Origin of the sequence: Pseudomonas cichorii (genome assembly GCF_019719005.1) — a bacterium.
Classification (GTDB): domain Bacteria; phylum Pseudomonadota; class Gammaproteobacteria; order Pseudomonadales; family Pseudomonadaceae; genus Aquipseudomonas; species Aquipseudomonas cichorii_E.
Genome location: NZ_JAIGPJ010000014.1, coordinates 15889 through 33168 on the forward strand (window position 1 = coordinate 15889; position 17280 = coordinate 33168).

Below are 17280 nucleotides of genomic sequence, written 5' to 3' on the forward strand. Positions count from 1 at the left end.
ACATGCGTACCCCGCTGATTGCCGCTACCCTTGGCCTGCTCGTCATGGCAGACATTGCCCAGGCCCAGACCGTCGTGGCCACGAGCAATATCATCGTTCGCGCTTTCGGTCGTTCCATCGACTTCACCTCGGACACCACGACCTCCATTCGCGACTCCAAGGTCGTGATCCAGGCCAAAGACGACGCCGCCAGCTATGTCGCCAGCGACGGTGACATCCACGGAGCGCAACTCGATGCCGCTTTCGATACCCTGCGCACCCGCGTGCCTGAAGCACGTGATGCCAGTGACCGGACACTGGCCGAAGCCATTCTCGCTCTGTGAGACGACTTGGCGCCTGGCTGCTTGCCGGCGCATTGTCGCTGGTCGCGCCCCATGCTCTTGCCAGCCTGACGCTTGAGCTGCAGACCGACGGCCTGACCCCAGCCCAACAACATGCGAGCCAGACACTCCTTGATGAAGCCATGCGCGCTCTGCCGCCAAGCTTCATCAAGGATCTGGACCGGCGTGTTGACGTGCGCTGGTCCGACGATATGCCTGAAAACGCCTATGGCCAGGCTGCCGGTCCCTACCAGCTTTATCTCAATACAAAACTGCTGGCGCCGTTGACCGACGGCTCGGCAGCCACCACCCAGACCGGACGCCCCCACGGCACGGTCCGGCGTGAAATGCTCGCCACGGTTCTGCACGAGCTGACTCACGTCTACGATCGCGCCCGCCTGTGGTCTTCAACGCAGCGCGCCCTGATTTTCCGCTGCTCACGCCAGAACAGTTCAGCAGGCAACATTGGCCTGCCTGACAGTTGCCGTGGTGAAACCGAGCGACGCTTCACCCTCAGCGATGACCCGCGCCTGCTGGACCTGGCAGGCTGGCAGCAATATGTCGGCCGACGCGGCGAGCGGGAAGAACACAACGGGCAGGTCGCCCGCAGTCCGGATATCTACGAAACCACCAGCCCGCTGGAATTCGTGGCCGTCAATATGGAGTACTTCCTGCTCGACCCGGCCTATGCCTGTCGTCGTCCGGCCCTCTACACCTACTACAAGGAACACTTCGGCTGGGCTCCACCACAGAAAGACGAGTGCCCATCCTTCTTTCCGTACCTGAATGCCGGCAGCGATTTCGGACGCGAACCTCTGGGCAAGCTTGATCCGGAGCGGGTCTATGAAGTCGACTACCTGCTGGCTGAAGCCAACCAGAACTGGGTAAGCCGCTGGGGCCACAGCATGTTGCGCCTGGTGATCTGCAAGCCGGGACGACCACGCGGGCCTGATTGCCGCCTGGACCTGGATCAGCATCTGGTCCTGTCGTACCGGGCATTCGTGGGCGATGTGCAACTGTCCAGTTGGGATGGCCTGATGGGCGCTTATCCGTCGCGACTGTTTGTGCTGCCGCTGGCCCAGGTCATCGACGAATACACCAAGACCGAACTGCGCAGCCTCGCCTCCGTGCCGATCAAACTGTCCCGCCCGGAAATCGAAGGGCTGGTGCAGCATGCGGCCGAGATGCACTGGAGTTACGACGGCAACTATTACTTCCTGTCCAACAACTGTGCTGTGGAAAACCTCAAGCTGCTACGCAGCGGCACCCACAACCCCAAACTTGTCGGCCTGGACAGCATCCTGCCCAACGGTTTGCTGGAAGTGCTCAAAGGCCGCGGCCTTGCAGACACCAGCGTGCTGGACGATCCAAAGGAAGCGCTGCGCATGGGTTATCGCTTCGACTCCTATCGCGACCGCTATCAGGCGATGTTCGAGGTCTTGAAGAAGCATCTGCCCATCCCGCAGACCACCGTCGAAGACTGGCTGCTGCTGTCAGCCAAAGAACGCAGCCAGTGGTTCGATAAAGCCGACCTGCGCACCAGTGCCGCTATCTTGCTGCTGGAACAGGCAAGCCTGCGCCGGCAATTGCTGCTGGCTCAGGATGAAGTGAAACAACGCTATCTCGGAGCAAGGGAACAGAAAGACGGCAGCGTCTCCCAGGCGTCAAAGACGCTGCAAGAGATTCTCGCCAGCAGCGGCTTTCTCAGCCGTCCAGCAGAATTGCTGGGCAGCAGCGGTTATGGATTGCCACAGGCGGGCGAGTGGCAGCGACTTGAAGCCGAGAGCAGCCAGCGCCAGAAGCAATTGAAGCGTCTGACCGGCGATCTCGACAAGGAAGTACGTGCCTTGCTTGAGCCGGAACGCGCCACTGAAATCGCGGCCAACGAAGCCAATCTCAAACAGATGGGTGAACACTTGCGCGAACTTCACAAAGCCGCAGGCGGGTTGCAGCTACCTTGAATCAGTTGGCCTTCTTTTTCGGTTTCGGTTTCAGGTACTTGGTCAGGCCCTGAAACCACATCACCAGCGAAGTATTGCCCTTGATCTGGATGTCCTTGTCCTGAATCCCCTTCATGAACGCCAGTTGCTTGTTACTGGCCTGCATCGTGGCAAACCCGAAGGCCGCATCGCGAAAGACAATGGCGAATGCAGGTTCGGCAACCACGCCACCGGCACTGCGGATGCGCTGGCCACTGACGATGAAATGACGAGCGACCTTGCCATCGGCAGTCTGCAACTGAAAGGTCAGCTCCTTGTCGGCAAGCTGCTGCTGAAACGCAGGATTGGTACGGCTGGCCCGAGCCATCAGAAGGCCCAGCATCCAGAGCAGGAAACGAAACTTCATACACATTGCCTCAGCAGAAAGTCAGCCCGGTCAGAGCGATTGGTGAGGCAGTGTAGCGGGTTATTGGCGGCAATCCTGTAGGACAATCGTGTTTTTCGGCGAAGATCGCATCATTAACCCGGAAACGCTGCCCTGCATGGAGAGCAGCGTGACCGCACAGAATCAGATCAGCGGATGCTGTTGATACTGCCTTTGTTGCCCGTGACCTTCACATTCACCTTCTTGAAGATGAAGTAGTCCTGGACATTGACTTCATAGCGTGGCGCGACGATCAGGTCGGCACCCGACGATTTGACCGCCTTGTAGGCAGCCGCGGCCTTGGTTGTTGCAACCGGGTCAGGCAGAGGCAGGCCCAGAGCGCCACCGCCACTCGCACCGCCATACACAACGCCATCCGCGTAGCGATTATCGCCACCGAAGCTCAGGACGTTGAACAGAATGTTGGTCGACGATTCGCCGCTGATAGCGCCGCCCACTTTGACGTCAGCCTTGAGGTCCGTTTTGACCACGCCTTCCAGCGGTGCGGTCGGCTGGCTCACGTTGTAACTCACGCAACCACTGGTGGTGGCGATCAGGGTTGCAACGGCAGCAGTCATCCATAGCTTTTTCATTCTTGATTCCAAGGGTCATTTTTAATGAGGTGCAGCAGGGGCGGCACTTTAAGGAAATGAGCCATTGGAAAAAGTCAGGAGATTCCTACGCAAATAGAGACAAATAACACCTTTAGGTAGGAAATTTCTAAAAACCAATCAAAAGCAGTTATCGCACTCAAAAACCTATTCATACGGACACATTTCGCTGTCCCAGGCAAAAAAACGGGCACCCCATCCAGTGGGTGTGCCCGTTTCGATGACTGCTCGCCTCCCGCCAAGGCGCGCAGTGAATGTTATGGATTGACGCTGTCTTTCAGAGCCTTACCAGGCTTGAAGGCAACGGTGTTGCTGGCTTTGATTTTCACCGGTTCACCCGTTTGCGGGTTCTTGCCGGTGCGGGCACCGCGATGGCGTTGCAGGAAGGTACCGAAGCCTACCAGGGTCACGCTGTCCTTGCGGTGCAGTGCGCCGGTGATTTCTTCAAGAATGGCGTTGAGAACGCGATTGGACTGTTCTTTGGTGAGATCCGCTTTTTCAGCAATAGCGGCTGCAATATCTGGTTTACGCATGTATGAAGCCTCTTTACGGTTTTTTGTTTTTATGTCCCGTACTGCCTGGGTAAAGCAGCGACAAGGTGCCGCGACAGCTCTACGTAGCGGCAGACGTAACCGAGGATGGCATGCCGTTGAGGCACGCGCCAGTACATGCGCAACGTTTATAGGACGAAAAAAGCGACATATCCGACAAAACGCCCCATATTCAGGGCAATAGAGGGGGTAACGTCTTGTTCAAGGCCAGTTTCTCCGACACTGCGGCTCCCGTCAGGGCGTAGCCCAGCAACTGGCCTTCGGCGTCATGACACACGGCCTTGATGTCCGCGCCCTCACCTTCGACACTCCAGCTTCCTTCGGTGCCGCGAGGAGGTGGCGAAACCACCAGAGGGCAAACCGGAGTCTTTACGGTGATAGGCATCGGGCCATATTTAACGGCAGTCGGCGTGCCCGCGAGTGTCTGCGCCAGGGCACGGGCACAGCTCATCAATGGCATGACGTACAACAGGTTCAGACCATCGACCTCGGCACAATCGCCCAGGGCATGGATGTTGGCGTGCGAGGTCTGCAGGTGCCGATCAACCACGACACCGCGCCCGATGAGCAAACCGGCAGCGGCCGCCAGATCGACTCGTGGACGCAGGCCGATAGCCGAGACGACCAGATCGCAGGCAATCACCTGCCCGTCGGACAGGTGCGCTTCGAGTGCCTGTTCATTGCGCTGAAGACGGCTAAGGATCGGCCCCAGATGGAAACGAGCGCCAATGCCTTCGAGCCCCGCCTGCACCGCAGCCGCAGCAGCGGGAGGCAACAGAGTCGGCATGACCTGCTCGCAGGGCGCGACCAGATCGACCTCATAGCCGCCAAGGATCAGGTCGTTGGCAAACTCACAACCAATCAGGCCTGCGCCCAGGATCAGAACCCGCTTCTTGCCTGCCGCCGCCTCGCGGAAGCGGGCGTAATCTTCAAGATCGTTGATGGGGAAAATGGCGTCCTGCGCATCGCCGTCCACCGGCACCCGAATGGTTTCAGCGCCCCAGGCCAGCACCAGATCGCGGTAATAAACCGCCTCTTCACCGATCCACAGCCGCTTGTGGCCGGGATCGATGCCGCTGATGCGGGTATGGGTGCGAACTTGCGCCTTGAGCTGATCTGCCATGGCGCCGGGCTGCGCCATGCTCAGTTCGTCGGCTTGCTTGTTCTTGCCAAAGCCGGTGGACAGCATAGGCTTGGAGTAGGAGCGGCCATCATCGGCTGTAATGAGCAACAGCGGCGTTTCGCCGTCCAGTTTGCGAAACTCACGGGCGAGGTTGTAGCCAGCAAGGCCGGTACCGATGATGACGACAGGTGCGCTCATTACTTCTCTCATCAAAAAAATCCAGCGTCATGGTCAGACGCATCACTGTAGGACCGGATTTATCCGGGAAGGGCCTTGGCCGCGACAGCCAGCTTTTCAGGCGTTGAAATGTGTTGCCTGTAAGCAAGCCGTCGCGGCCAAGGCCCCTCCCACAAGGACCAGGTATGCCTTAATTGATCGGCATTAGTCCTGCACAAAATCAGCCGATTTCAATCATTTCAAAGTCGATCTTGCCGACACCGCAATCCGGGCAAAGCCAGTCTTCGGGCACATCTTCCCAGCGAGTGCCGGGCGCAATACCGTCATCGGGCCAGCCATCGGCTTCGTTGTAGATAAGGCCGCAGACAATGCATTGCCACTTTTTCATGGTTCAGGTCCCTCGATGATCAGGCTAAATACTGGCGCAGCGGTCGATTGCCACCGGTCCGGGTGTCAGGAGTCAAATCCCCGCGAGGTTTGTACTGTCCACGGCACTCATATGCAAGCCTGTTTGTGATACCGGGTACGCTGCCCATCGTCGGTCAGATCCGGCAATCATGCTAAGCTCGCACTCCTTGATGGCTGCCGATAATCGCTTACCGTGTCCCAGCAAAACCCCGCATTGCCTGCCCCTGTATGGCTTGAACACGAGCAACTGGCCGATGTGCCGGGGCCCTTGATTCTCGACTGGCTGTTCAATCAGGACTCCCTGACCCGACGCCTGACGCGCCTGTCGTCAGACGGTTTCAGCGTCACGCTGCTGTTTGAAGGCTGGCAGCCGCTACGCCCCGACGAATGCAGCGCGCTTGAGTTACCCGAGGCCAGCCTGGGCTGGGTGCGTGAAGTGTATTTGCGCGGTCGCGGCGAAAAGTGGGTATTCGCCCGCAGCGTCGCGGCCCGCAGTGCCTTGCTTGAAGGCGGCTTGAATATGGATGAACTGGGCACACGCTCGCTGGGCGAGTTACTGTTCAGCGACAAGGCCTTTGAGCGCGGCCCGCTGCAAGTCTGCCGCTATCCTGAGGCCTGGCTACCCGAAGCGGATGCCGCCAGCGATCTGTGGGCCCGCCGTTCGTGCTTCAGCCGTGGCCCGCTGAGCGTGCTGGTCGCCGAGATTTTCCTGCCCAGTTTCTGGAACGCCCTCAAGAACGAGGAACACTCTTGATGTACCTGTCGCTGCTCAAATCCCTCAATCGCCTGAACCCTCGCGCCTGGGACTTCATCCAGCTGACCCGCATCGACAAGCCGATTGGCGTCTACCTGCTGCTGTGGCCAACGCTCTGGGCCTTGTGGATTGCCGGTGAGGGCTCACCCTCGCTGGCTAATGTGCTGATTTTCGTGACCGGCGTGTTTCTGATGCGTGCCGCCGGCTGCGTCATCAACGACTTCGCCGACCGCAAGGTGGATGGCCATGTAAAACGCACCGAGCAGCGCCCGCTGGTCAGCGGCAAGGTCAGTTCGCGGGAGGCACTGGCGCTGTTCGCCATTCTGGTGACCCTGAGCTTCCTGCTGGTGCTGCTGACCAATTCGACGACGGTCTGGCTGTCGTTCGGCGGGCTGGCGCTGGCTGCCTGTTATCCGTTCATGAAGCGTTATACCTATTACCCGCAAGTGGTACTGGGTGCAGCATTCTCGTGGGGAATGCCCATGGCCTTCACCGCAGAAACAGGCGCATTGCCTGCCGCCGCCTGGCTGCTTTACATCGCCAACCTGTTGTGGACCGTGGCCTACGACACTTACTACGCCATGGTGGACCGCGACGACGATCTGAAAATCGGTGTGAAATCCACAGCCGTACTGTTCGGCGATGCTGACCGGATCATCATCCTGACGCTGCAAGGCCTGGCATTGGGCTGCCTGATACTGGCCGGCGTACGTTTCGAGCTGGGCGCCTTTTTCTACACGGGCCTGCTGGTCGCCGCCGGCTGTTTTGCCTGGGAATACCGGAGCACCCGCTTCAAGGACCGGGACGCCTGTTTCAAGGCTTTCCTGCATAACCACTGGGCCGGGCTGGCCATCTTCCTGGGGATTGTGGCGGACTACGCACTGCGCTGATTCCGGCCCTCGTGCTAGCCTCATCTCAAGATGTCACACGACTGCAATATTTCCGTTATCTAATGCGCCCCAAGACAGTTAAATGACAAGAGGTTCGAGCATGGCTGGCAGGAGCATCCTGATCGTTGACGACGAAGCCCCCATTCGTGAAATGATCGCCGTCGCACTGGAAATGGCTGGCTATGACTGCATGGAGGCGGAAAACTCCCAGCAGGCCCACGCAATCATCGTCGACCGCAAACCAGACCTCATCCTGCTGGACTGGATGCTGCCCGGCACATCCGGTATCGAGCTGGCGCGCCGCCTCAAGCGCGACGAACTGACCGGTGACATTCCGATCATCATGCTGACGGCCAAAGGCGAAGAGGACAACAAGATCCAGGGCCTGGAAGTCGGTGCCGACGATTACATCACCAAGCCGTTCTCCCCACGGGAACTGGTTGCACGTCTGAAAGCCGTGCTGCGCCGTGCAGGCCCAAGCGATGGCGAAGCGCCGATTGAAGTCGGCGGCCTGCTGCTCGACCCGGTCAGCCACCGCGTAACCATCGATGGCAAGCCTGCGGAAATGGGCCCTACGGAATACCGTCTGCTGCAGTTCTTCATGACTCACCAGGAACGCGCCTACACTCGCGGCCAATTGCTGGATCAAGTCTGGGGAGGCAACGTCTATGTCGAAGAACGTACCGTGGACGTCCATATCCGGCGCCTGCGCAAAGCCCTGGGTGATGCTTACGAGAATCTGGTACAAACCGTGCGCGGCACCGGCTATCGCTTTTCCACCAAAAGCTGAGAACCGTTTGCGAAGAGACACAAGGCAGCGGCCCATGTGTACCCGTCAAGGATGTACCTTTAATTGAATCGAAACTGGCACGGCACGCTGATACGCCACATGTTGCTGCTGGTCACCGCCTGCCTCGTGGTCGGCCTGATCAGTGGCGAGTACGGCTGGAGCCTGGCTATCGGGCTGGGGCTTTACCTGGCCTGGACCCTCAAGCAACTGCTGCGCCTGCATGAATGGCTGAGCAACCACAGCACCGACGAGCCGCCACCTGACGGCTATGGCCTGTGGGGCGAAGTCTTCGACAGCATCTATCACCTGCAACGCCGGGATCAGCGCGTACGTGGTCGTCTGCAGGCGGTCATCGACCGGGTTCAGGAGTCCACCGCAGCCTTGCGCGATGCGGTCATCATGCTCGACAGCGAGGGCAACCTGGAATGGTGGAACCGCGCTGCCGAAACGCTTCTGGGCCTCAAGACGCCTCAGGACAGCGGCCAGCCGGTCACCAACCTGGTACGCCATCCACGCTTCAAGGAATACTTCGCGCTGGGCAACTACAGCGAGCCGCTGGAAATCCCCTCGCCAACCAAGGACCACCTGCGCATCCAGTTGCTGATCACCCGCTACGGCAACAACGAGCACCTGATGCTGGTGCGCGATGTCACGCGGATCCATCAACTGGAACAGATGCGCAAGGATTTCGTCGCCAACGTTTCCCATGAGCTGCGCACACCGCTGACCGTGATCTTCGGTTATCTGGAAACGCTGCTCGACAACGTCGAAGAGGTCAATCCGCGCTGGGTGCGGGCCTTGCAGCAGATGCACCAGCAAGGCGGGCGCATGCAGACGCTGCTCAACGACTTGCTGCTGCTGGCCAAGCTCGAAGCCACCGACTATCCCTCGGACAACCATCCGGTCGCCGTGGTGACACTGCTCAAGACCATCAAGGCCGATGCTCAGGCCTTGTCAGCCAGCAAGAATCACCAGATCACCCTCGATGTGGAAAGCGACATGCAGCTCAAGGGCAGCGAAACCGAGCTGCGCAGCGCGTTTTCCAACCTGATCTTCAATGCCGTGAAATACACGCCGGCAGAAGGCGACATCCGCATTCGCTGGTGGACCGACGACCGCGGCGCGCACCTGAGCGTGCAGGATTCGGGCATCGGCATCGAAACCAAGCACCTGCCGCGTCTGACCGAGCGTTTCTATCGCGTCGACACCAGCCGCGCCTCCAATACCGGCGGTACCGGCCTGGGCCTGGCTATCGTGAAGCATGTGCTGCTGCGCCATCGCGGCACACTTGAAATCAACAGCGTAATGGGCAAAGGCAGCGTATTTACCTGCCATTTCGCCGCCATTCAGTTGGCAAAACCCGGAGATGTGGATCCAGACTACTAGGCAAGCTCGCTGCGAGCCGCTACATTGCCTCGTTCATGGCGCCATTTCCTGTGCCGCACGCCCTTATCTTTGAATACAACGGATTCCGCAAAACCCCACCATGGACCCATCCCCTAGTTTCACGACGGCTTCACTCTTCGCCGATTTCGGCATGATTCTTTTTGCACTGTTCCTGGTCCTGCTCAACGGTTTCTTCGTTGCAGCAGAGTTCGCCATGGTCAAACTGCGCTCGACCCGCGTCGAGGCCATCGCCAAGAAAAACGGCTGGAGCGGGCACATCCTGCGCACGGTTCACGGGCAACTGGATGCTTACCTGTCGGCCTGCCAGTTGGGTATTACCCTCGCGTCTCTCGGCCTGGGCTGGGTCGGTGAACCTGCCTTCGCCCACTTGCTGGAACCGCTGCTCGGTGCGATGGGCGTGGAATCCGCAGAAGTGATCAGAGGTGTGTCGTTCTTCACGGCGTTTTTCATCATTTCCTACCTGCATATCGTGATCGGTGAGCTGGCGCCAAAATCCTGGGCAATTCGCAAGCCGGAGCTGCTGTCGCTGTGGACTGCCGTGCCGCTTTATCTGTTCTACTGGCTGATGTACCCGGCCATCTACCTGCTCAACGCCAGCGCCAACGCCATTCTGCGCATTGCCGGCCAGGGCGAACCCGGCCCGCATCATGAACACAGCTACAGCCGTGACGAGCTGAAACTGATCCTGCACTCCAGCCGCGGCCAGGACCCCAGCGATCAGGGTATGCGCGTGCTGGCTTCGGCCGTGGAAATGGGCGAGCTGGAAGTGGTCGACTGGGCCAACTCCCGCGAAGACCTGGTTTCCCTGGATTGCAACGCGCCGCTCAAGGAAATCCTGGCCCAGTTCCGTCGCCACAAATTCAGCCGTTATCCGGTCTACGATGCCGAGAACAACGAGTTCGTCGGCCTGCTTCATATCAAGGATCTGCTGCTGGAACTGGCGGCACTGGACCATATTCCGGAGTCCTTCAACCTGTCCGAACTGATCCGCCCGCTGGAGCGCGTCTCACGGCACATGCCGCTGTCGCAACTGCTGGAGCAGTTCCGCAAGGGTGGCGCGCATTTCGCGCTGGTGGAAGAAGCTGACGGCAAGATCATCGGCTACCTGACCATGGAGGACGTGCTGGAAGTGCTGGTCGGCGACATCCAGGACGAGCACCGCAAGGTCGAACGCGGCATCCTCGCCTACCAGCCGGGCAAACTGCTGGTACGTGGCGATACCCCGCTCTTCAAGGTCGAACGCCTGCTGGGCATCGATCTGGACCACATCGAGGCCGAAACCCTGGCCGGCCTGATCTACGAAACCCTGAAACGGGTGCCGGAAGAAGAAGAGCAAATGGAAGTCGAAGGCCTGCGCATCATCATCAAGAAGATGAAAGGCCCGAAGATCGTGCTGGCCAAGGTGCTGAAGATCGATTGAGCCTGCTGCACACCTGTGGGAGCGACTTCAGTCGCGAAAGCGGCGGAGAAGACAATGACTTTCTTCTGACTTCACCGGCCTCTTCGCGAGCAAGCTCGCTCCCAAAAATCGGGCGGCTAATTCCCGCCCACGGCGAAATTGGGCAGGCTCTGGACCGGCGTGGCGAATTCATAGGGAATGGATTCCAGCGCCTGTCCCGTATTGCGCTGGATGACAAAGTGCAAATGCGGGCCGGTGCTGTTGCCGGTATTACCGGAGCGCGCCAGCGGACTGCCGACATGCACTTGCTGGCCTTCCCTGACACTCACCGAGCCACGCATCAGGTGCAGATAGACGCCCATGGTGCCGTCATTGTGCAGGATTCGCACAAAATTGCCTGACGGGTTCGAGCCTCGGCCAGTCTGATTGTTCTCGACCTTCACCACCGTGCCTGCACGCGCCGCGATGATAGGCGTGCCTTCCGGCATGGCGATGTCCATCGCGTAACGTCCCTTCGGGCCGTAATGGCTGTATTTGCCGCCAGGCCCCTGAGTCAGTCGGAACGGCCCGCCCACCCACGGCAAAGGATACTTGTAGGCCTGCATAGCCCGCTTGGAGTCTCCCAGAGTGGAAGTCAGTATCGAGGCGTAGTTCATGGCCTTGCCCGTTTGTTTGGGGCTCAGCACGATCATGCGTTCGTTGCTGCGCGCAGGCACCGTGCGGCGAATGGTTGACGACGATCCCGTCACCCCGAGCACGTTGCTCAGCCCGGAAAGTTTCAGCTCAACCTCGACCGGCGCATACAGGTCGTTGCGCACATACAGGCTGTGGATGCCGCCTTCCTTCTTGACGCTCAGATGCACCTGCTTCTCGAAATGCTCGACCATCCGGTCCCTGAAGACCACGACAGAAGCACCGGCCGCAGGGCGGTCGGAAAACGAAACGACGCCATCGGCATCGACGGTTTTATAAATCGTGACCGCACCCGCCGTTTGTACGGCCAGCGTCAGGGCAGTCAGGATCAGCAGGCGTTCAAGCATCAGAAATGTTCTGGGTCGCGGACAAGAGCGGCCAAGCCTAGCAGCGTTGCGCGCAGAAATGGACACCACGATATCAATCGATAATCGTAGAGGCGTCAAGAAACACACGCCATGGTGCCGCTGTGCGGTGCGCCCGGCACACCGCACAGGTCAGGGTCCGTTACGAAAAGGTGTAATTTTTCAGGTAGGTCACGGAAAACAGGGCGTCAGGAAAATCCAGTTTCAAGCGAGGCAGCACGAATCCGCCACAGGATCGACAGGTATCGAGCACGGTAAAGAACCTGATATGAGTCAAGCGCGTCGTCGCCATATCCTCTTTCAACACGGTTGCGATCAACCGCTCTGCATCGAGGTCGCGGCTGAAATCCCGAATCACCGTGCGAACAGCATCCCTGACCACCGGCAGGCTGGTAAACCGGGGATCGGGCGGGCGGCTTGCCATTCGGGCACGGGCATCGCGGAAGATGACCCCGTCAAAGATCTGCTCGGTCGTTTCAGCAGAATCGATCCGCAATTTAAGGCCTCTGGCTTTCTCGCCCCCCGAAAGCGCGTAATACACGACCCGCTCCCCGGACTCGGTATAAACCTGAGCAAAGGAAAGATTGGCCCCCTTGATCTGGCTCAGAATCGCGTTGGTCGCCTTGGAGGTAATAATGCTCTGCATATTGAGCTCCACCCATTTGCCTTTTGAGCCCGCTACCGGCAAAAGCCTGTTGAGAACTTCCAGGATATGCTGCTTTTCGGGCACGCTTCTCTGAGCAATCTTCTTGAAGTCGGGAATGCACTGCTTGGCAAGCTCCACGAATTTCTTCTGGATTTCCTCACCCGCCAGAATTTCACTGGCAAATCCCAGAAGTGCATTTTCCTCCCCATTGGCAATACACCACCGCGCATAGTCATCATAAGAAGTGATCTGCGGGGTCCAGGAAACTTTCCACACATCGCGCTCGGCATCATCGAGCATGTCAAAGAGCAAGCGTGCGATATTTTCCCGATCCGTCTCTATATTCGGACGCTCCCGCACCAATCGGTATTTCTCCGACACACGGATGAACTCATTGATCTCGTCGACATCCGTGACGCGAGAGAACTTCAACTCAATGCGGTTACTGGTGGGAGCCAGGGTCTTATAGAACGCCCCCGTGTCAGGCTCGACGAAAATCCAGTCTTTTTCCGCCAGGTTGATGCGCATGCCGCGCAAGGTCCGAGTATCACTGACCCCTTGGGCTATGGACCCGAATTCGATCACCGGGGCAAACTCATAAACGAAAGCGGTATCTTCAGGCGTGAAGTTGGGCGGTACACCCAACTTGCCCTCAGCCGACAAGATCCCATCCAGCTCCGACAAGTAAACCGGTGTTTCGGGCAACGAAAAAAGCTCCCGTTCTTCCTGTGAAAGAGGCACGACCACTTTCCCTGTCGGGGCCTGCGCCGAAGTCGATGGCGTCACTTCAGACGACTCGGCCCATTTGCAGAACTTTCCTTCATAGACAAAGACATCGAGACTTTGCGAAGTCTCTCCAGCGCCTGTCGTCAGGGTGGCCAGCGTGAACTCACGGGCATCAATGGCATGACTCGGGTATTTGCCGGTTCGCTTAGGGGAAAGCGATCCAGGCTTCAAGGGCTCAGGTGTCGGCGTGACCAGTTTTACACCTGTCGCGCAGGGCACAGACTCCAGGTTGCGACGAAACCTGCACAGGTTCTCGGTTTCCTCCAGCCAGCCAGCCCGGGAAGAAACCTTGCTGACCGACAGCTTGCGCATGGCTGCACTCGGCGTGCCAGCATCCAGATGATAGACCTCGCCATCCACAAGGATATCGAACACACCCTCCTCTCTTTCGATGACCTGCACGACACAGCTGTCGGCGATACGAATTTCAGTGAAGCCCTCCACTGTCGAGACCACCGGTAAAACCACCGGATAGTGACCACGAACAATGCCATCGGCGGCGGACGACATTGAGAACTCCAGCGGCCTGTTGCCTGAAACGGATGTCAGTTTTTTTCCGAACACTGCATCGGACTCAGGATCAAGCAACCTGAAATCCGGTTCTTGCGTTGTACCGACATTGCGCACAACCACATCGGATCGGCCATCGACAATCACCCGCTTATCCAGCGCTTTAACCTTGGGCTGCCAGGGGTGCTCCGCACTGTCGACAATCCTGTACATGCCCTTGTCGAGGCAAATACCGCTGTCCAGAAAGGCTTGCGAAGCAAAGAGTTTTTTCAGCGAAGGCACTTGTTCCAGCAACCGCGACCAGCCAAGCCTGCCAACCTTCAGCGCGAACTTGCCTGCGTCACGCACAATAAACAGTGCGCTTTGCTCTGCCAGCCCTGCGATCAGGCGAGCCACCGCTTTACCCGTCAGCCTGAACACCGACATCACGCTCATTTCACCGGCCGTAATGACAATCCGCGCCGTGGAACCAACGAATTGCCCGGCCGGAATCAACGCAAAGGCCACATCCATTACACAGCCGATGATGACACCGGCAGAGTGCTCGCCATGGACCAGATCCGTGATGCAGCCATAGAAGGGAATGAGCAAGCGTGCGGCGATGTCAGCATATTCGCGCTCTTTGGCCCAGAGCTGCTCCCATTGGGTCGCATGCTCATGTTCGGCCCTGCTCCTTTCCAGAAAGCTGGTAAACAGGTGACCCGCAGCAACCTGCACAAAGGCTTCAAGCCTGGCCTGCTCAGTGCCGTCAGGTAGGTAAATCAGTTCGGCGCAAGGAATCAGCACGCCTTGACGTGGCTGGTGATAGGCCACCGAAGAGCGTGATGCGGTCCCTTTCAGGTACGCATCGCCATCAAATGGCAGCAATGGCGTCACACGGGCCTTGGCGACATTTGCGGCATTTCGCTCTCTCTTCTCGACGGTTTCCACGATATTTCCGCTAAAACCGGTGTCGGGCTCGACCTGGTACTGGAAGCGTTGAGCGACTTTTCGGACCACTCCGCCAGCAGGAATCAACTCATAGAAAATCTCTGCGGCCGTGTGATCGTGAAAGTACGCTCGGTGATCGCCCGGCTGGCAACGAATGAAGAGTCCGTGAACACCCTCTTCCGTATCAAACACCACCCGGCTCACTTCACAGGTCGAGTTCAGCAACGCTGTGCGGTCGGCGACCTGCATCTCGGCCAGCAACCGGGTCATGACCCTGGCTTCAGCACGGGTCAGGGCTTGCTGGAATGCGTCGAACGCGCTGGCGTAGGCTTCGGGAATCGTCGGTTTTCCCGGAATGTACGCTTCCCCCATCATCACCAGTTCCAGAACGCTGGCTTGCGGACGCCCGACAGCCAACAGGCGATCAATGGAGTAGGAATCGGCGATGGTGAAGCCGTGCTCCTGCAGGATTGGCCAGCCGTGAAGCTTGATGGAGAGCGCCCAGATCCGGCGATCCACATTCGCCTCGCTCAGCATTTGCTCGGCAAGACGCTTGCGGTCCGGCGGTTTGATACTCAGTAAATCATTCAGCTCTGAGGCATGAAGCGCCTGTTGTTGCTGGAGGTAACTCAAGGCCTTGCTGATTTGCGCGGTGCTTGCCTGATCAATATTGTCGGGGCCAGACCATTCAATACCGCCATGGGCAATGGCATAGCGCAAAGCCGGAATGGCCAGCGTCCTTGCCCACAAGGCATGGACATTGGCATCACTTGATTGGGTCAGTTCGGAGCTGATCCCGATCAGGTCATCAAACTGAGGGGCCTGGGAATGGCCCGGCCGCATGCTTTCAACCAGAGCAACGCCATGCAACAAGGCCACGCTTTGCAGCGATCGCCCGTATTGCAGGTGATCGGGAACGCCTTCCACCAGCAGTTCAGGCATGGCTTCACGTGCAAACAGGTAATAAAGCATGTCGAGCGTCGATGACGATACCGTGGGCTGGCGCGCCTTGATATCCGCCCGCACCCTGGCGCAAAGCTGCACATGGCTGTACTCACAGACCCACGTGCCGCGAAGCGTCTTTGCCAGTGGCTCGGCAAAAGTCCGGGTTGCACCAAGGAAGTAATCGACTATGGCGCGACCCGCCAACGCCTGAGTGATAACCGGCGAAGCCTGTTCGTGTGCCAGCGCTCCGTACCACTGCATGCTGTTGAGCAACGGGGCAAACATGGATCTGAAGCGTGCAGTCTGGATCAGCGCATGCCAGGTTTGCGAAGGCCTCCAGCGCAAGACACTGGCATCGCCATCAGCCCGGCACAGCAAACCGATGCCCAATTGCTGGAACAGAACATCGGCATCACGCACGGGGTTCCAGGAGTCCAGCGGCGGAACATGGACATTCAGTCCAAGGCCGGTTGGCAGCGAATGGCTCAACTCGGGGCTCGATTGCAGCTGCGACGTCAGCAACAGAGCGGCCAGCGCAATAGCTGAATCGAACACCAGGCCTGAATGCGTGAAACGCAACTCAGTCCCCAGCGAGAGCGCACGCATGCCGGGTGCATCCTTTGCATTGGCGATGGCCAGGGACAACCAGGATTCGTCATCGGGGTTCACGGCATACGCTGCGACCTTGCGATAAAACTCGGCCCGGCTGGCGACAGGTATCGGCGTCAGGAAATCGATCTGCAAGCCCTCGCAAGGCGAGGCTATCTGCGAACCCGCTTTCAGATAGAACTCGAACAGCCACCAGGTCGCAATCGCTGCCAGCTTCTGATCGAGGGCATCCGATAAGGATTTGTCGCGATACTCGCCGGGCGGCAACATGTCGGCAATGGCATCACACAATACACTCAACGGGCGTCGGGCTTGCTCGTCTCTGGATGCAGCGATGCCGTTATAAAGCGAACGCCCTGAACTGCGCGCTATCCATTCACCGACTGGCATCAGGCGGGCACCACGCTTGAATTGCACCATCCACAGGCGCAAGTCTTGCGGGACAGCCGTCAATAACCCGCCCAGCTCGGGATAGTCCTTGGGGTCCAGCACAACATCCGCTCCCCGATAAGGACGAAGCCCGTACAGGTAAGCGCTTAGCTGCGCTCTGGCCGTTTCAGTGGTGACAGCCGATTCATCGAGCCAGGCAAGTCGTGCGAAAAACTGATGCACCCTCCAGGGTGTCACCTCTGCCAGAGGTGTTTGCATTGCATCGGCGTACAGTTTCCAGGCTTTTTCGCTTTGGTAAATCAGGAACAGCTTCTGGCCCTGAAGCGACTTCGGGTGTGCAGGGTTAGTGTTCGAGAAGCTCGTATCCTCGCCAAGCAAGTGCTGGAGAACGAGCCTGGTCACTCGAAAATGCTCTTCAGGCAAGGCCTGAGCATCGACCATATAGTGTTCGGCAGGATCGACGCCCAGGGCGTGATGGATATTGAAGAACAATCGACTGGAGCTGATGGTTTGAATATTCAGCGGTTGAATTGCGGTAGGCGTCATTTGAGTAGTCTCGTATGCATATGTCATGCGGCGAGACAAACTGAATAGGCAAGAACCAGCCTCCGA

At 58.5% G+C, this 17280-nt stretch carries 14 protein-coding genes; 7 read left to right on the top strand and 7 right to left on the bottom strand.

The genetic code is table 11. The annotated features are described in order from the left end of the window. Positions 1-2 precede the first annotated feature (2 nt). Positions 3-323, top strand: coding sequence for a DUF2388 domain-containing protein (locus K5D32_RS12675; RefSeq protein ID WP_025262532.1), 321 nt, complete (start codon positions 3-5; stop codon positions 321-323). Then, positions 320-2281, top strand: coding sequence for a DUF4105 domain-containing protein (locus tag K5D32_RS12680; protein WP_221600502.1), 1962 nt, complete (start codon positions 320-322; stop codon positions 2279-2281). The genes K5D32_RS12675 and K5D32_RS12680 overlap by 4 nt, the downstream gene beginning before the upstream one ends. Position 2282: 1 nt before the next feature. Here K5D32_RS12680 and K5D32_RS12685 read toward each other — a convergent pair whose 3' ends face one another. The 5 genes from K5D32_RS12685 to K5D32_RS12705 form a co-directional block, all read right to left on the bottom strand. Continuing rightward, the gene (locus K5D32_RS12685; protein WP_221536176.1) at positions 2283-2666 is read right to left on the bottom strand and encodes a helicase; all 384 of its coding nucleotides are present in this window, start codon (positions 2664-2666) and stop codon (positions 2283-2285) included. Positions 2667-2833: 167 nt separating this feature from the next. After that, complete coding sequence (locus tag K5D32_RS12690) at positions 2834-3277, bottom strand: hypothetical protein (protein WP_221536175.1); 444 nt, start codon at positions 3275-3277, stop codon at positions 2834-2836. A 275-nt stretch (positions 3278-3552) separates the two neighbouring features. Then, the gene (locus tag K5D32_RS12695; protein ID WP_025262535.1) at positions 3553-3828 is read right to left on the bottom strand and encodes an HU family DNA-binding protein; all 276 of its coding nucleotides are present in this window, start codon (positions 3826-3828) and stop codon (positions 3553-3555) included. 190 nt (positions 3829-4018) lie between these two features. Next, positions 4019-5167 carry an NAD(P)/FAD-dependent oxidoreductase gene (locus K5D32_RS12700; protein ID WP_221592872.1) on the bottom strand — a complete coding sequence of 383 codons (1149 nt, stop codon included), beginning with the start codon at positions 5165-5167 and terminating at the stop codon, positions 4019-4021. A gap of 199 nt (positions 5168-5366) precedes the next feature. Then, positions 5367-5534 (bottom strand): rubredoxin, encoded by a 168-nt coding sequence (locus K5D32_RS12705; RefSeq protein WP_025262537.1) that lies wholly within the window; start codon positions 5532-5534, stop codon positions 5367-5369. Between the two features lie 213 nt (positions 5535-5747). On the opposite strand from K5D32_RS12705, the gene K5D32_RS12710 reads away from it, so the two are divergent. The 5 genes from K5D32_RS12710 to K5D32_RS12730 all read left to right on the top strand — a co-directional run bounded on the left by K5D32_RS12710 (position 5748) and on the right by K5D32_RS12730 (position 10815). Next, positions 5748-6308 carry a chorismate lyase gene (locus K5D32_RS12710; protein WP_221575249.1) on the top strand — a complete coding sequence of 187 codons (561 nt, stop codon included), beginning with the start codon at positions 5748-5750 and terminating at the stop codon, positions 6306-6308. Next, positions 6308-7198 carry a 4-hydroxybenzoate octaprenyltransferase gene (gene ubiA / locus K5D32_RS12715; protein WP_221536172.1) on the top strand — a complete coding sequence of 297 codons (891 nt, stop codon included), beginning with the start codon at positions 6308-6310 and terminating at the stop codon, positions 7196-7198. Before K5D32_RS12710 ends, ubiA begins: the two co-directional genes overlap by 1 nt. Before the next feature lie 100 nt (positions 7199-7298). After that, positions 7299-7988, top strand: coding sequence for a phosphate regulon transcriptional regulator PhoB (phoB, locus tag K5D32_RS12720; RefSeq protein ID WP_025262540.1), 690 nt, complete (start codon positions 7299-7301; stop codon positions 7986-7988). Between the two features lie 63 nt (positions 7989-8051). Next, positions 8052-9374, top strand: coding sequence for a phosphate regulon sensor histidine kinase PhoR (phoR, locus tag K5D32_RS12725; RefSeq protein WP_221600504.1), 1323 nt, complete (start codon positions 8052-8054; stop codon positions 9372-9374). Between the two features lie 100 nt (positions 9375-9474). After that, the gene (locus K5D32_RS12730) at positions 9475-10815 is read left to right on the top strand and encodes a hemolysin family protein (RefSeq protein WP_221536170.1); all 1341 of its coding nucleotides are present in this window, start codon (positions 9475-9477) and stop codon (positions 10813-10815) included. Positions 10816-10931: 116 nt separating this feature from the next. Here the strand turns inward: K5D32_RS12730 and K5D32_RS12735 are convergent, their stop codons facing one another. Beyond that, a complete protein-coding gene (locus tag K5D32_RS12735) occupies positions 10932-11834 on the bottom strand; it encodes a M23 family metallopeptidase (protein WP_221575251.1) in 903 nt (300 codons plus the stop codon). Positions 11835-11994: 160 nt separating this feature from the next. Continuing rightward, the gene (locus K5D32_RS12740; protein WP_221600506.1) at positions 11995-17214 is read right to left on the bottom strand and encodes a deaminase domain-containing protein; all 5220 of its coding nucleotides are present in this window, start codon (positions 17212-17214) and stop codon (positions 11995-11997) included. Between the last annotated feature and the right edge of the window lie 66 nt (positions 17215-17280).

Coding starts and splice junctions, on each gene's coding strand:
- K5D32_RS12675 (WP_025262532.1), top strand. CDS start 3: ATGCGTACCCCGCTGATTGCCGCTACCCTTGGCCTGCTCGTCATGGCA.
- K5D32_RS12685 (WP_221536176.1), bottom strand. CDS start 2,666: ATGAAGTTTCGTTTCCTGCTCTGGATGCTGGGCCTTCTGATGGCTCGG.
- K5D32_RS12690 (WP_221536175.1), bottom strand. CDS start 3,277: ATGAAAAAGCTATGGATGACTGCTGCCGTTGCAACCCTGATCGCCACC.
- K5D32_RS12695 (WP_025262535.1), bottom strand. CDS start 3,828: ATGCGTAAACCAGATATTGCAGCCGCTATTGCTGAAAAAGCGGATCTC.
- K5D32_RS12700 (WP_221592872.1), bottom strand. CDS start 5,167: ATGAGCGCACCTGTCGTCATCATCGGTACCGGCCTTGCTGGCTACAAC.
- K5D32_RS12705 (WP_025262537.1), bottom strand. CDS start 5,534: ATGAAAAAGTGGCAATGCATTGTCTGCGGCCTTATCTACAACGAAGCC.
- ubiA (WP_221536172.1), top strand. CDS start 6,308: ATGTACCTGTCGCTGCTCAAATCCCTCAATCGCCTGAACCCTCGCGCC.
- phoB (WP_025262540.1), top strand. CDS start 7,299: ATGGCTGGCAGGAGCATCCTGATCGTTGACGACGAAGCCCCCATTCGT.
- K5D32_RS12730 (WP_221536170.1), top strand. CDS start 9,475: ATGGACCCATCCCCTAGTTTCACGACGGCTTCACTCTTCGCCGATTTC.
- K5D32_RS12735 (WP_221575251.1), bottom strand. CDS start 11,834: ATGCTTGAACGCCTGCTGATCCTGACTGCCCTGACGCTGGCCGTACAA.
- K5D32_RS12740 (WP_221600506.1), bottom strand. CDS start 17,214: ATGACGCCTACCGCAATTCAACCGCTGAATATTCAAACCATCAGCTCC.